Annotated in this window: 8 protein-coding genes; 6 read left to right on the top strand and 2 right to left on the bottom strand. The window is 66.7% G+C overall.

What is annotated here, in order from left to right:
* Positions 1-71: 71 nt before the first annotated feature.
* A complete protein-coding gene (locus OG510_RS18600) occupies positions 72-2,759 on the bottom strand; it encodes a transglycosylase domain-containing protein (protein WP_406138151.1) in 2,688 nt (895 codons plus the stop codon).
* 399 nt (positions 2,760-3,158) lie between these two features.
* On the opposite strand from OG510_RS18600, the gene OG510_RS18595 reads away from it, so the two are divergent.
* The 3 genes from OG510_RS18595 to OG510_RS18585 all read left to right on the top strand — a co-directional run bounded on the left by OG510_RS18595 (position 3,159) and on the right by OG510_RS18585 (position 5,738).
* The gene (locus tag OG510_RS18595; RefSeq protein WP_406138150.1) at positions 3,159-3,833 is read left to right on the top strand and encodes a helix-turn-helix transcriptional regulator; all 675 of its coding nucleotides are present in this window, start codon (positions 3,159-3,161) and stop codon (positions 3,831-3,833) included.
* Positions 3,834-3,882: 49 nt separating this feature from the next.
* Complete coding sequence (locus OG510_RS18590) at positions 3,883-4,965, top strand: inositol-3-phosphate synthase (RefSeq protein WP_406138149.1); 1,083 nt, start codon at positions 3,883-3,885, stop codon at positions 4,963-4,965.
* A gap of 215 nt (positions 4,966-5,180) precedes the next feature.
* A complete protein-coding gene (locus tag OG510_RS18585) occupies positions 5,181-5,738 on the top strand; it encodes a hypothetical protein (RefSeq protein WP_406138147.1) in 558 nt (185 codons plus the stop codon).
* A 90-nt stretch (positions 5,739-5,828) separates the two neighbouring features.
* On the opposite strand, the gene OG510_RS18580 is transcribed toward OG510_RS18585, so the two are convergent.
* Complete coding sequence (locus tag OG510_RS18580) at positions 5,829-7,271, bottom strand: CCA tRNA nucleotidyltransferase (protein WP_406138146.1); 1,443 nt, start codon at positions 7,269-7,271, stop codon at positions 5,829-5,831.
* Between the two features lie 182 nt (positions 7,272-7,453).
* Between OG510_RS18580 and OG510_RS18575 the strand changes: the two genes are divergently transcribed.
* The 3 genes from OG510_RS18575 (at position 7,454) to OG510_RS18565 (ending at position 13,816) form a co-directional block, all read left to right on the top strand.
* A complete protein-coding gene (locus OG510_RS18575; protein WP_406138144.1) occupies positions 7,454-9,748 on the top strand; it encodes a DUF6049 family protein in 2,295 nt (764 codons plus the stop codon).
* Positions 9,749-9,794: 46 nt separating this feature from the next.
* Complete coding sequence (murJ, locus tag OG510_RS18570; RefSeq protein ID WP_406138143.1) at positions 9,795-11,954, top strand: murein biosynthesis integral membrane protein MurJ; 2,160 nt, start codon at positions 9,795-9,797, stop codon at positions 11,952-11,954.
* A gap of 128 nt (positions 11,955-12,082) precedes the next feature.
* Complete coding sequence (locus tag OG510_RS18565) at positions 12,083-13,816, top strand: protein kinase family protein (RefSeq protein WP_406138142.1); 1,734 nt, start codon at positions 12,083-12,085, stop codon at positions 13,814-13,816.
* Positions 13,817-13,824 lie beyond the last annotated feature (8 nt).

Here is a 13,824-nt window from a genome sequence, read left to right as displayed (position 1 = left end):
CAGCGGATGAGCTGTGACGGCCCTCGTCGTGCGGACAGAGCCCTGATCAGGTGCGCGGGCTCAGGGGGCGGTCATCCGCCGGGCCCGCCGATGAAGCCGCCACCGCCGCCGGCTCCGCCCGGATCACCGCCGGTCTCGGAGGTGTCGCTGGGAGTGGGGCTGGCGCCGCCGTCGGTTCCGCCGTCCGCCGTTCCGGCATCGGTCCCGCCGTCGTTGCCGCAGGTCCAGTCCGTCCACTTGTTGCAGGACTCGGTCGGAGAGGGCGTCGGGGAGGGTGTATCGGACGGGCTGGGCGAAGGAGAGGACGGCGACGGGGTCGGCGACGGCGCGAGTGTCGGCGTCGGTTTGGGGCTCGCGACTCCGCTGCCGTAGACCACCTTCCCGATCGGTTCGGGTGCCGGGAAGCCCTTGGCGGGAGTGTTCTTGAGCGCCTGCGCCATGTAGTTGTGCCAGATCTTCGCCGGGAACGAGGCACCGTGGATCTGGTCCTCACCACCGGTGCCGTACATCTCCTCGAACTGGCGGTTCTGGCCCTTCGCGTCGTCGTTGAAGCGGTACATGTCGATGGCCGTGGAGAGCTGCGGGGTGTAGCCGATGAACCAGGCGGACTTGTTGCCGTCGGTGGTGCCGGTCTTTCCCGCGATCTGCCGGCCGGGGATCCTGGCAGCGGTTCCGGTGCCCTTGTCGACCACGGTCTTCAGCACGTTGGTGACGTTGCTGGCGATGGCCGACGAGAACGCCGACTTCTCCACCTGATCGTGCTGGTAGACGGTCCTGCCCTCGCTGGTCACCTTGGTGACCGAGAACGGCTCGTTCTGCCGGCCGTTGTTGGCGAAGGTGCCGTACGCGCCGGCCATCCGGATCGCGCTGGGGCTCGAGGTACCGATGGAGAAGGAGGGGTAGTTCGAGCTGGCCATGCTCTGCTTGTCGTCGCGCAGGCCGGCGGCGATTGCGGCCTGACGCACCTTGTCGGTGCCGACATCCATGCCGAGCTGGACGTATGCGGAGTTCACGGACTCCCGCATGGCCTCACGCAGATCGATGCGGTAGTCCGGAGCCCCGCCCAGGGACTGGTGTTCGTCGTTCGGCTGGAGCCACTCCTTGCCCTCCTTGTTCTTCCAGACGGTGCCGTCGTAGTTTCTGATCTTCAGATTGTCCTTTCCGCTGTAGAGGCTCTTGGGCGAGACGGGCGTGCGGTCCGACGCGGGCTGGTCCGCGCCGAGGCTCGGATCGCGCTTCCCGTACTCCAGGGCGGCGGCCAGCACGAATGCCTTGAAGGTCGATCCGACCTGGGCACCGGTGTAGTCCGCGTTGTTCGTGTAGTGCTTGGTCGCGTCCTCACCGCCGTAGATGGCGGCGATGGCCCCGGTCTGCGCGTCCACCGACGCCCCGCCGAACTGAACGTGCGTGTCGGTCTTCGGCCGCTTGGCAGGGTCGATGTTGGCCTTGCGTACCTTCTCGACGGACGATTCCAGCGCCTTGACCTTCTTCTTGTCGAAGGTCGTGTGGATCTGGTAACCGCCCTTGGCGAGGTCCTCGGATGTGATGCCCTGCTTGTTGTTGTTCACGAAATACGACTTCGCCAGGTCGACGAGGTAGCCGGTCTGACCGCCCAGCTGGGCGTCCGTCTTCGGCGGGTCCACCTTCGGGAACGTCTTGTACTTGGCCCGCTCGGCAGCGGACAGGCGGCCGTCCTTGACCATCTCGCCGAGGATCCACCGCCAGCGGTCGGTGGCCCGCTGGAGATTGGCCTTCGGGGTCGCCGCGGGGTCGATCCCGACGGCGCCCGCCGGGTCGAAGTAGCTGGCTCCCTTGAGCAGTGTGGCGAGGAACGCGCACTGGCTCGGGTTGAGCTTGCTGGAGTCCACCCCGAAGTACGTACGGGCCGCGGCCTGGATCCCGTAGGCGCCCCGGCCGTAGTACGACGTATTGAGGTAGTCGCTCATGATGTCGTTCTTGTTCATCTTCGCACCGACTTTGATGGAGATGAACAGCTCTTTGAACTTACGGCTGAGCGTCTGCTCCTGGCCGAGCCGCGAGTTCTTCACATACTGCTGGGTGATCGTCGAGCCGCCCTGGGTCTCACCGCCCTTGGCCATGTTGAACACGGCACGGCCGATGCCCATGGGGTCGATGCCCTTGTCCTTGTAGAAGGACTTGTTCTCGGCGGAGACCACCGCGTTCTGCATCGCTCTGGGGATCTGCGAGAGCGGCACGATCTGCCGGTTGATCTCACCGCCGGTGGCGACCATCTGGCTGCCGTCCGACCAGTAGTAGACGTTGTTCTGCGCCTGCGAGGTCTTGGTGGCGTCCGGGATACCGACCATTGCGTATGCGATGGTGCCCGCGGCCAGGATACTGGCGCCGAAACCGACGAACAGCCCGGTCACGAGCCGCCAGGACGGCACCCAGTGACGCCAGCCGTACAGATTCGCCCTCGGGTAGTCGATGAACCTCTTCTTCCGCGGGCCACGGTCACGACCGCCTTCGGGATCGCCGCCACGGCCACCGCGCCCACCGCGGCCGCCGGAACCGGCCTCAGCGGCGCGACGGCGTCCGCCTCCGCTGCGCTGGGCGGCCCGTCTGGCTTCGGCGCGACCACCATAGGGGCGCTCCTCCTCTCCGGCTGAAGCGGAAGGCGACCCGGAGGCGGTTCCCGGGGGAGCTGCGCGACGGCCGGAAGACTGCTGGGCCTCTCGTCTGGCCGCGGCACGTCCACCACTCTGCGACTGTGGCGGTTTGCGACGGTGCTCGCTCATCGAACGACTACTCCTCGGGCAGGCACTAACGCCTAGAAACGGCAGTTGAGTTCCGGTCCCCCCGATCCGCGGACAGCCCCGTGGCAGGGCGCATCCGCAGTACGCACAGGCCCTCGGCGGGCCTTGTACGCGCTGCAATCCGTGGACCGAGACGGCTGACGTCCCCTGGTGTCACTCGGTCCCCGGCGGTCTGCATGCCGCACAGACTACGCACGCGCAAACCCCTCCCACTGCCGAGGTTCGCCTCAAATCAGGCAAGTTGCTGCCTGTGAATCATTGATGTGACGCCGCTCACGAAAGCTCCCCTTGTCGCAAACGCGAGGTCGTTCTATCGTGCTGATGTATCGAGTCGATACATCAACACGGCATAAGTGACCCGGACGACAGAGGAGGCGAAGGTTGAGCAGGCGCTCCGGCATCCTCGAATTCGCCGTACTCGGTCTGCTCCGAGAGTCTCCAATGCACGGCTATGAGCTGCGCAAACGCCTGAACACCTCGCTGGGGATCTTCAGGGCCTTCAGTTACGGGACCCTCTACCCCTGCCTCAAGACGCTGGTCGCCAGCGGCTGGTTGATCGAGGAGCCGGGCAGCGCCCCGGAGGACGCAGTGGCGGCTTCACTCGCAGGACGCCGCGCCAAGATCGTCTACAGGTTGACTGCGGACGGTAAGGAGCACTTCGAAGAGCTCCTTTCGCACACCGGACCCGACACCTGGGAGGACGAGCACTTCGCTGCACGTTTTGCCTTCTTCGGGCAGACGGAGCGCGAGGTGCGGATGCGGGTGCTGGAAGGCCGCCGCAGCCGGCTGGAGGAGCGCCTCGAAAAGATGCGCGCCTCCCTGGTCCGGACGCGCGAGCGGCTGGACGATTACACGCTTGAGCTGCAGCGGCACGGCATGGAGTCCGTGGAGCGCGAAGTGCGCTGGCTGAACGAGCTCATCGAGAGCGAGCGTGCGGGCCGGGATCAACGACCGTCCCCCGACGCCGCTCAGCAGGACATAACAGGAGATACGGGCGGCCTGCCCCGGCATCGGGGTACCACCCCGCCGGATCCGTCCGAGGACATCGCTAAGTGAAGCTCTGCGTCCGCAGGGCTTCGTCGAGAACACACAGGGAGCAACCGGAATGGGTTCGGTTCGCGTAGCCATCGTCGGCGTGGGCAACTGCGCCGCCTCGCTGGTGCAGGGCGTCGAGTACTACAAGGACGCAGATCCGGCCGGCAAGGTGCCCGGTCTGATGCACGTCCAGTTCGGCGACTACCACGTAGGTGACGTCGAGTTCGTCGCCGCCTTCGATGTCGACGCGAAGAAGGTCGGCCTCGACCTCGCGGATGCCATCGGCGCCAGTGAGAACAACACCATCAAGATCACCGATGTGCCGAACACCGGTGTGAAGGTCCAGCGCGGCCACACCCACGACGGTCTCGGCAAGTACTACCGCGAGACCATCGAGGAGTCGGACGAGGCCCCGGTCGACATCGTCCAGGTCCTCAAGGACAAGCAGGTGGACGTCCTCGTCTGCTACCTGCCCGTCGGCTCCGAGGTCGCCGCGAAGTTCTACGCGCAGTGCGCCATCGACGCCAAGGTCGCGTTCGTCAACGCTCTCCCGGTCTTCATCGCCGGCACCAAGGAGTGGGCGGACAAGTTCACCGAGGCCGGTGTGCCGATCGTCGGCGACGACATCAAGTCGCAGGTGGGCGCCACCATCACGCACCGCGTCATGGCCAAGCTCTTCGAAGACCGTGGTGTGCGCCTCGAGCGCACGATGCAGCTGAACGTCGGCGGCAACATGGACTTCAAGAACATGCTGGAGCGTGACCGCCTGGAGTCGAAGAAGATCTCCAAGACGCAGTCGGTCACCTCGCAGATCCGCGACCGTGACCTGGGCGCCGACAACGTGCACATCGGCCCCTCGGACTACGTGGCCTGGCTGGACGACCGCAAGTGGGCGTATGTGCGCCTTGAGGGCCGTGCCTTCGGTGACGTTCCGCTGAACCTCGAGTACAAGCTCGAAGTGTGGGACTCCCCGAACTCCGCCGGTGTCATCATCGACGCCGTGCGTGCGGCGAAGATCGCCAAGGACCGCGGTATCGGTGGCCCGATCCTCTCCGCCTCCTCGTACTTCATGAAGTCGCCGCCGGTGCAGTACTTCGACGACGAGGCGTACGAGAACGTCGAGAAGTTCATCAAGGGCGAGGTCGAGCGCTGAAGCTCCATCTGAGAGCGGTCTAGTACTGACCGTTGAGAGCCCCGGACAGTGTCTGTCCGGGGCTCTTTCCGCGCCTATGGCCCATTTCCGACGCACGTATGTGTCACATCAGGGCCACAGACTGCTTCTCGGTGACAGAACTGCCGGAGTGACCCGCTATTTTACGGGCGTTGACAACTGCGCATACGCGTACCGCTTCAAGGGGGATCTCAACCATGTCTACTCCGCCGCCCCAGGGCCAGAATCCATACGCCCAGCAGCCCAATGGCCCCTACGGACAGCCTCAGGGCGGCAATCCGTACGGACAGCAGCCGCAGCAGCCGGGCCCTTACGGGCAGCCCGGCCAGCAGCCCGGGCCGTACGGACAGCCGGGCCAGCCCGGCGTCCCGCAGCAGCCCTCGCCGTATCTCAACCAGGGCGGCGGCCAGATACCCATGGCCCCGGTGGCGCCGATGGCTCCGTCACGCGGCAAGGGCAAGATGATCCTGCGGGTCGTCATCGCCGTGGTCGTGATCGGTGTAGCGGCCTTCAGCTGGTACTCCAGCCAGGACGATGCAGACACCGCCAAGGTCGGCGACTGCATGCACCGAGGCAGCTCCAGCGACACCAACCCGGAACTCGAAGTCGTGGACTGCAGTGACGCGAAGGCGCAGTACAAGGTCGCCGAGAAGAAGGACGGCGACAAGACCTGCGACCGCACCAAGTACAACTCGTACACCGAGACCGGTGGCAGCAAGGACTTCACGCTCTGCCTGACGGACTACAAGAAGTAGCCCGCCGCAGGAGCCACGAAGGGGCGGTGTTTCACGTGAAACACCGCCCCTTCGCCGCACCGTCCGTCATGTTTCACGTGAAACATGACCTCAGTTCTGCGCGGCCCACCACTCCTTGAGCGCCGTCACCGCTACGTCGTACTCCATCGGCCCGTTCTCCAGCCGGAGCTCAAGCAGGAACTTGTAGGCGTTGCCGATCACCGGCCCGGGCCCGACGCCCAGGATCTCCATGATCTGGTTGCCATCGAGGTCGGGACGGATCGAGTCCAGCTCTTCCTGCTCCTGCAGATGCGCGATGCGCTCCTCCAGGCCGTCGTACGCGCGTGAGAGAGCATTGGCTTTGCGCTTGTTCCGGGTGGTGCAGTCCGACCGCGTGAGCTTGTGCAGCCGCTCCAGCATCGGTCCGGCGTCACGTACATAGCGCCGTACAGCCGAGTCGGTCCACTCGCCGGTCCCGTAACCGTGGAAGCGCAGGTGGAGTTCCACCAGCTTGGTGACGTCCTTCACCATGTCATTGGAGTACTTGAGTGCAGTCAGGCGCTTCTTGGCCAGCTTCGCCCCCACCACCTCGTGGTGGTGGAAGGAGACGCCACCGTCCTTCTCGAACCGCCGCGTCCTGGGCTTACCGATGTCGTGGAGCAGGGCAGCCAGCCTGAGCACCAGATCAGGACCGTCCTGCTCCAGGTCGATGGCCTGCTCCAGGACGGTCAGCGAGTGCTCATAGACATCCTTGTGCCGGTGGTGCTCATCACTCTCCAGACGCAGCGCGGGAAGCTCAGGGAGTACATATTCGGCAAGACCGGTGTCGACGAGCAGCGCGAGGCCCTTACGCGGGTTCGCGGACAGCAGCAGTTTGTTGAGCTCGTCACGTACACGTTCCGCCGAGACGATCCCGATGCGCTCGGACATCGCCGTCATCGCGGCGACAACCTCGGGTGCAACCTCGAAGTCCAGCTGAGCCGCGAACCGGGCCGCCCTCATCATGCGCAGCGGATCATCGGAGAACGAGTCCTCCGGAGTGCCAGGAGTACGCAGCATCCGGCCGGCAAGGTCCTCCAGGCCGCCGTGCGGATCGATGAAAGCCTTCTCGGGAAGAGCGACAGCCATCGCGTTGACTGTGAAATCCCGGCGCAGAAGGTCTTCCTCGATGGAATCGCCGTACGACACCTCGGGCTTCCGCGAGGTCCTGTCGTACGCCTCGGAGCGATACGTCGTGACCTCGATCAGATAGCCGTCCTTCTGGCAGCCGACCGTCCCGAAGGCGATCCCGACCTCCCACACCGCATCGGCCCAGGGCCGGACGATCTTCAGCACGTCGTCGGGTCGGGCATCGGTGGTGAAGTCGAGATCATTACCGAGCCGGCCGAGCAGCGCGTCCCTGACCGATCCTCCGACCAGCGCGAGGCTGTGCCCGGCATCCTCAAAACGGCGGGCAAGGTCATCTGCGACCGGGGACACCCGCAGCAGTTCGGTGACCGCGCGGTGCTGCACCTGACTCAGTGCACTGGGATTGTCATCATTGGCGTTCGGCACAACAGAAAAGGGTACGTGCCCGTGCCGACCGGAGCGTCCCGATTTCCCGGCGGCTGCGACCACTCTTCTGATCATGTGGAGCAGTCCGCGGCACTCGGGCCCAGGGCACATCGTTACCATGCGTGGACGCAGCAACCGAGAACCACCGAATCAGCTGACGAAGACGAGGGACGGGCAAGCGCGTGGCCGAGGCGGCACACTTCCAGGAGACGACTCTCTCTCCTGCCCGCCGGTGGCTGCGGCGCACAGCGTCGCTGCTCGCCGGTGGAACGCTCATGGCGGGCCTTTTCTACGGTCCGGCAGCGGCTCCTGCACAGGCCGCCGTCACCGCTCAGAGCGCCGGCGCCGTGGCTGTCAGTCTCGATGCCCTGTCACCGAGCGCACCGGTGAAGGGCGACACGGTCACCATCACGGGCACGGTGACCAATAAGCGCAAGGAAACCGTCACCGACGCCCACGTCGGTGTTCGGGTGGGCCCGCGCCTGGCGGGCCGGGCAGCCATCGACGATGCGGCGAAGCACGCCTCGGACCTGACAGGTGCCGACCCCCGCGAGGTCGGCGGCAAGTACACGGAGAAATTCGCGAAACTTCCCGCCGGGATCAGTGAGGACTTCTCGATCTCGGTTCCCGTGAGCGAGCTGGACCTCGGTGCGGACGGTGTGTACCAGCTCGGGGTCTCCCTCTCCGGCCAGACACCCAGCGCCCCCTACGAGCAGGTGCTCGGCATCCAGCGGACCTTCCTCCCCTGGCAGCCCACGGCGCAGAGCCACAAGACCCAGATCACCTCGGTGTGGCCGCTCATCTCGAAGGTTCATCTGCGAGCGGAGACCAGTACCGACGCTCAGCAGACGCCGGTCTTCGAGAACGACGATCTGGCTGAGGAGCTCGCGCCCGGCGGCCGGCTGGAGCAGATGGTCTCGCTGGGCCGCTCGCTGCCCGTCACCTGGGTCATCGACCCGGACCTGCTGGCCAGCGTCGACGCGATGACCCGGAACTACCAGATCCAGGTCGGGAACACCCAGGTCGCGGGCAAGAACCAGGCCGTCGCCAAGAAATGGCTGAGCGACCTGGAGGACGCGGTCAAGGGCCAGAAGGTCGTCGCGCTGCCGTTTGCGGATCCCGATCTTGCCTCTCTGGCGCACCACGGCAAGAACGTTCCCGGCGCTCTGAGCCATCTGCAGTCTGCCACCGAGATCGCGGGCACGACCGTGCAGACGATCCTGCATGTGAAGGCGTCCACCGATTTCGCCTGGCCGGCCAGTGGCGCGATCGACCCTTCGATCGTTGATGTGGCCACCTCCGCGGGGGCGCACAACGTGATCGCCAGCAGCGACAGCCTGCAGGAGACCGCCGGGCTGCCGTACACCCCCACAGCGGCCCGCCCCATCGGCGGCGGCACCACGGCCGTGGTGTCCGACTCCAGGCTCTCCCAAGCCTTCCAGGGCGACATGGCCGAGGCAGGCGCCTCCACTCTCACAGTGCAGAACTACCTCGCCCAGACCCTGGCCCTGACCCTTCAGGAACCCTCCAAACAGCGCAGCATCGTCGTCGCGCCCCAGCGGATGCCCTCCGTCAGCCAGGCGCAGTCGATGGCGAGCGCGCTGCGCACGCTGGACGAGAACCGCTGGACCCAGCCCCTCAACCTCATCGACGCGGCCAAGGCCAAGGCCGACCCCGACGCGACGACGACGGTGCCGGGCCCGTCGGCGTACCCGTCATCCCTGCGCCGTCAGGAGTTGCCGGTCAAGGCGTTCCAGGACGTCAGGACCACGCAGTCCACGCTCGACAACTTCAAGGGCATCCTCAGCCAGCCCGACCGGGTGGTGACGCCCTTCAGCAACGCCATGGACCGCTCCATGGCCACCTCATGGCGCGGAGACGCCAAGGGCGCCGCCGCCTACCGCACCGGGGTCCAGTCCTATCTGCTGAGCCTCACCGGGGAGGTGCAGATCGTCCAGAAGTCCGACATGACGCTGTCCGGACGCAGTGCGACGATCCCGGTGACCGTGCAGAACAAGCTGCTTCAGCCCGTCAAGCACCTGGTGCTGAAGCTGCGCTCGACCAGCCCCAACCGTCTGCAGCTGGGAGACGACAAGGCCGCCGTCGCCGAGCAGCCTCTGGAGATCGCGGGCGGCCACAGCCAGACGGTGAAGTTCACGACATCGATCAATGCCAACGGGCCCGTCAGGGTGTACGCCCAGCTCTTCACCGAGGACGGCACGCCGTACGGCACTGCGAAGGCAATGCCCTTCACAGTGACAGTCTCGGAGATGACACTGACGGTCATGCTGGTGATCGCCGGTGGTCTGCTGCTTCTGGTACTCGCCGGAATCAGGATGTACACGCACCGCAAGCGGACTGCCGCTCGTGCGGCCGCTGCCGGGGGCGATGACCCGGAGCAGCCGAGTGACCCGGAGGCGGACACCGGAGCGGAAAACGGCGACCCGCCGGGCACGGGTGAGAAAGTGGACCGTTGAGCGATGTCGTGGCCGGCCGGCCGGGGACGATGAGGTGGGGTAACCAATGAACGCGCCGTACGACGGTGACCGTGACCAGGGTGCTGGGGGCGGGGCTGCGTATTCCGGTGGGACACCCCCCGAGCCCCCCGCAGCGGGCCAGAATCAGCCCGCCCCTGATCCGTATGTCCAGGACGCCTACAGCTACGACCCGTACGGGGCGCACGACCTCGGTGCCCAGGACCCGGTGGCGGATGCGCTCTACGACCGTGCGTCCCACCCGCCGCCTCCCCCCGGGACGTACACCGAGCCGCAGCCGATGTACCAGCAGCCGCCGGCCGCGCAGTACCCACCGGATCCCCGTGTCTGGGCCCAGACACCGGCGCCCGAGCCGGGGGGCCCGTCCCGCTACCTCCCGTACGGGGACGACGCGACGACCCAGTTCGTCGGGGTCGACGACCTGGTGACACAGGCCGCCGACGAGCCCGAACAGCAGGACGCGTTCGCGCACCTGTTCCGGGACCAGCAGGGTGCCGCCCCCGTTCCGCCGCCCGGAGACCCGCAGGAGCCCGCCCCCGCCCCACCTCCCGAGAAGTCGGGCGGAGCATCCGGCCTGCTGAAGTCCAGCGCGGTGATGGCCGCCGGCACCCTGGTCTCCCGCCTCACCGGCTTCGTACGCACCATGGTGATCACTGCGGCGCTGGGTGCGGCGACGCTCGGCGACTCCTTCACCGTGGCCTACACGCTGCCCACGATGATCTACATCCTGACCGTGGGCGGCGGCCTCAACTCGGTGTTCGTGCCGCAGCTGGTGCGCTCGATGAAGGAGGACGACGACGGCGGCGAGGCATACGCCAACCGGCTGCTCACCGTCGTCATGGTGGCTCTCGGAGTCATCGTCGGTATCGCGGTCTTCGCGGCTCCGCTGCTGATCCGGCTGATGTCCCTGCCGATCGCCGACGATCCTGCGGCCAACAACGTCGCCGTCACCTTCGCGCGCTACTGCCTGCCCACCATCTTCTTCATGGGTGTGCACGTCGTGATGGGGCAGATCCTGAACGCCCGCGGGAAGTTCGGCGCGATGATGTGGACCCCGGTCCTCAACAACATCGTCATGATCTTCACCTTCGGACTGTTCATCTGGGTGTACGGCACCTCCGCGGACTCCCACATGAAGGTGACGACCATCCCGGCCGACGGGGTGCGGCTGCTCGGAATCGGAACCCTGCTGGGTCTGACGGTCCAGGCCCTGTCGATGATCCCGTACCTGCGTGAGGCGGGTTTCCGCTTCCGCCCGCGCTTCGACTGGCGCGGACACGGCCTCGGCAAGGCCGTGAAGCTCGCCAAGTGGACGGTTCTGTTCGTTCTCGCCAACCAGGCGGGTGTCCTCGTGGTCACTCAGCTCGCCACCGCCGCCGGCAAGGACTCCGGGCGGTCAGGCGCGGGCATCATGGCCTACTCGAACGCGCAGCTGATCTGGGGGATGCCCCAGGCCATCATCACCGTCTCGGTCATGGCGGCCCTGCTGCCCCGGATCTCCCGTGCCGCCAATGACGGGGATATCGGTGCGGTCCGCGACGACATCTCGCAGGGACTGCGGAACTCCGCCGTGGCGATCGTTCCGGTCTCTTTCGCGTTCCTCGCCCTGGGCGTGCCGGTCTGCACCCTCCTGTTCGCCTCCAGCGGCGTCCAGGCGTCCGAGTCCATGGGCTACGTCCTGATGGCCTTCGCCCTCGGCCTGATCCCGTACTCGGTGCAGTACGTCGTCCTGCGTGGCTTCTACGCGTACGAGGACACCCGCACCCCCTTCTACAACACGGTCATCGTCGCCGCGGTCAACGCTGCGGCCTCCGCGCTCTGCTACGTCGTCCTCCCCTCCCAGTGGGCGGTGGTCGGTATGGCCGCCTCCTACGGCCTGGCCTACGCGGTCGGCGTCGGGATCGCCTGGCGAAGGCTCCGCAACCGTCTGGGCGGGGATCTGGACGGGACTCACATCCTCCGTACGTACGCCCGCCTCGCGCTGGCCTCCCTCCCGGGAGCCATCGTCGGCGGAGCTGTCGGATTCGCCGTCATCCGGGTGCTCGGAGAGGGTGTGCTGGGCTCACTGGCAGCGCTGATCGTCGGCGGCGCCGTACTTCTCGGTGTGTTCTTCATCGCCGCGAAGCGCATGCGGATCGCCGAGCTCAACTCAATGGTTGCCATGGTGCGCGGCCGCTTGGGCCGCTAGGTACCGAGCGGATCGCACAACCATCGTCCGACGCCGCGTGTCGTGCATAGCGCCGGACTGTGGGCACAATTGGCATGGCTTTGCAGACTGGCCGACAGCGCGCAACGGATGGGGAGGCAGGAACGACGGTGGCGGAACGTAGCACGGCTGCCGTCGACGTGGCCGACAACAGCGGTGACAAGCCGCTGGCCGCCAAGGCGGACAAGGCCACGGCCGACGGCACGGTGGAACCTCAGGAAACGGCTGACACCACGGCCGGTGAAGACGCCCAGGACGAGGAGAGCGAGAAGAAGCCGACGGAGCCCGCGGCGGCGCCCGACCTGCACAGCGGGCACAAGCTCGCCAGACGCTACCGGCTCGAGGAGTGCGTCACCCGTCTGGACGGCTTCAGCAGCTGGCGTGCGGTCGACGAGAAGCTCCGGCGCGCTGTCGGAGTGCATCTGCTCCCCGCTGATCACGCCCGGGCACGTGCCGTACTGGCGGCCGCACGGTCCTCCGCGCTCCTCGGCGACCCGCGCTTCGTGCAGGTCCTGGATGCCGTCGAGGAGAACGATCTCGTCTACGTCGTGCACGAATGGCTGCCCGACGCGACAGAAATCACCGCGCTGCTCGCCTCCGGCCCTCTGGAGGCACACGACGCCTACCAGCTCGTCAGCCAGGTCTCGCAAGCCATGGCCGCCGCACACCGCGAGGGCCTGTCCCACCTCAGACTCACGCCCAGCGCTGTTCTGCGTACCTCTTCCGGCCAGTACCGCATCCGCGGTCTCGCAGTGAACGCGGCCCTGCGCGGCATCACGTCGGACACCCCGCAGCGGACCGACACAGAGGCCATCGGAGCCCTGCTGTATGCCGCACTGACGCAGCGCTGGCCCTACGAGACCGATGCCTACGGTCTCTCCGGCCTGCCCAAGGGCGTCGGGCTGATCCCCCCGGACCAGGTACGGGCCGGCGTCAACCGCGGTCTCTCGGAGATCGCGATGCGGGCCCTGGCCAACGACGGCGCCACCGCGTCCCGCCAGGAACCGCCCTGCACCACCCCCGACGAGCTCGCCAAGGCCGTCGCCGCCATGCCCCGGATCCGCCCGCCCGAGCCCGCCTACACCCCGCCGCCCGAGTACCAGCGCACGAACTACCAGCAGGGCACCTACGGCCGTCCGGCGACCGGTGCCAGGGTTGCGCCCGCCCAGCCGGTGGCCGCTCCTCCGCCGCCCCTCCAGGGCCGCACCGGCAAGGTACTCAAGTGGTCCGTCTCGGCGCTGCTGATCGCCGCGCTGGGCCTGGGCAGCTGGCAGCTCGCCGACAGGCTGCTGGACCGGGACAAGGGCTCCAGCGATACCGGAACCAACCAGACCAACAACGGCAACAACAACGGCACCGGCGAGCAGAAGACTCTGCAGCCCCTCCCGGTCAAGGACGCGGCCGAGTACTCCCCGGACGGGAAGCCTCAGCACCCCGCCGATGTCGGGAACACCTACGACGGCGACAGCTCGACGTACTGGCGTACCTACTCCTTCAAGGACGGCCCCCAGCTGGCGCCCTTCAAGCAGGGGGTGGGGATCGTCTACGACCTGGGTTCCGCGAAGGATGTGTCGGCTGCCTCCATAGGGCTGCGCTACTCGGGCAACGAGACCGCGATCTCCCTGTACGCGGCCGGCTCGTTGTCGTCCTCTGCGTCACTGACCTCCATGAAGAAGATCACTTCCACGACCACCGAAGGCACCACAGCGCGTTTCAAGGCCGCCAAACCGGTGAACACGCGCTATGTACTGGTCTGGATCACGGCCATGCCGGATTCACCCAGAGACCAGTACAGCGACGCGGGCTACAAGCAGGCCATAACGGATGTGAAGTTCTCCGGCTGATCAGGGAC

The sequence above is a fragment of the Streptomyces sp. NBC_01089 genome, from assembly GCF_045162975.1.
Taxonomy (GTDB): domain Bacteria; phylum Actinomycetota; class Actinomycetes; order Streptomycetales; family Streptomycetaceae; genus Streptomyces.
Note: the sequence above shows the minus strand (reverse complement) of the source record. Positions and strands in the feature narration are given on the sequence as shown.

What these genes read in the sequence shown, in the direction of transcription:
- OG510_RS18600 (WP_406138151.1), bottom strand. Translation starts at nt 2,759, where the DNA reads ATGAGCGAGCACCGTCGCAAACCGCCACAGTCGCAGAGTGGTGGACGT.
- OG510_RS18590 (WP_406138149.1), top strand. Translation starts at nt 3,883, where the DNA reads ATGGGTTCGGTTCGCGTAGCCATCGTCGGCGTGGGCAACTGCGCCGCC.
- OG510_RS18585 (WP_406138147.1), top strand. Translation starts at nt 5,181, where the DNA reads ATGTCTACTCCGCCGCCCCAGGGCCAGAATCCATACGCCCAGCAGCCC.
- murJ (WP_406138143.1), top strand. Translation starts at nt 9,795, where the DNA reads ATGAACGCGCCGTACGACGGTGACCGTGACCAGGGTGCTGGGGGCGGG.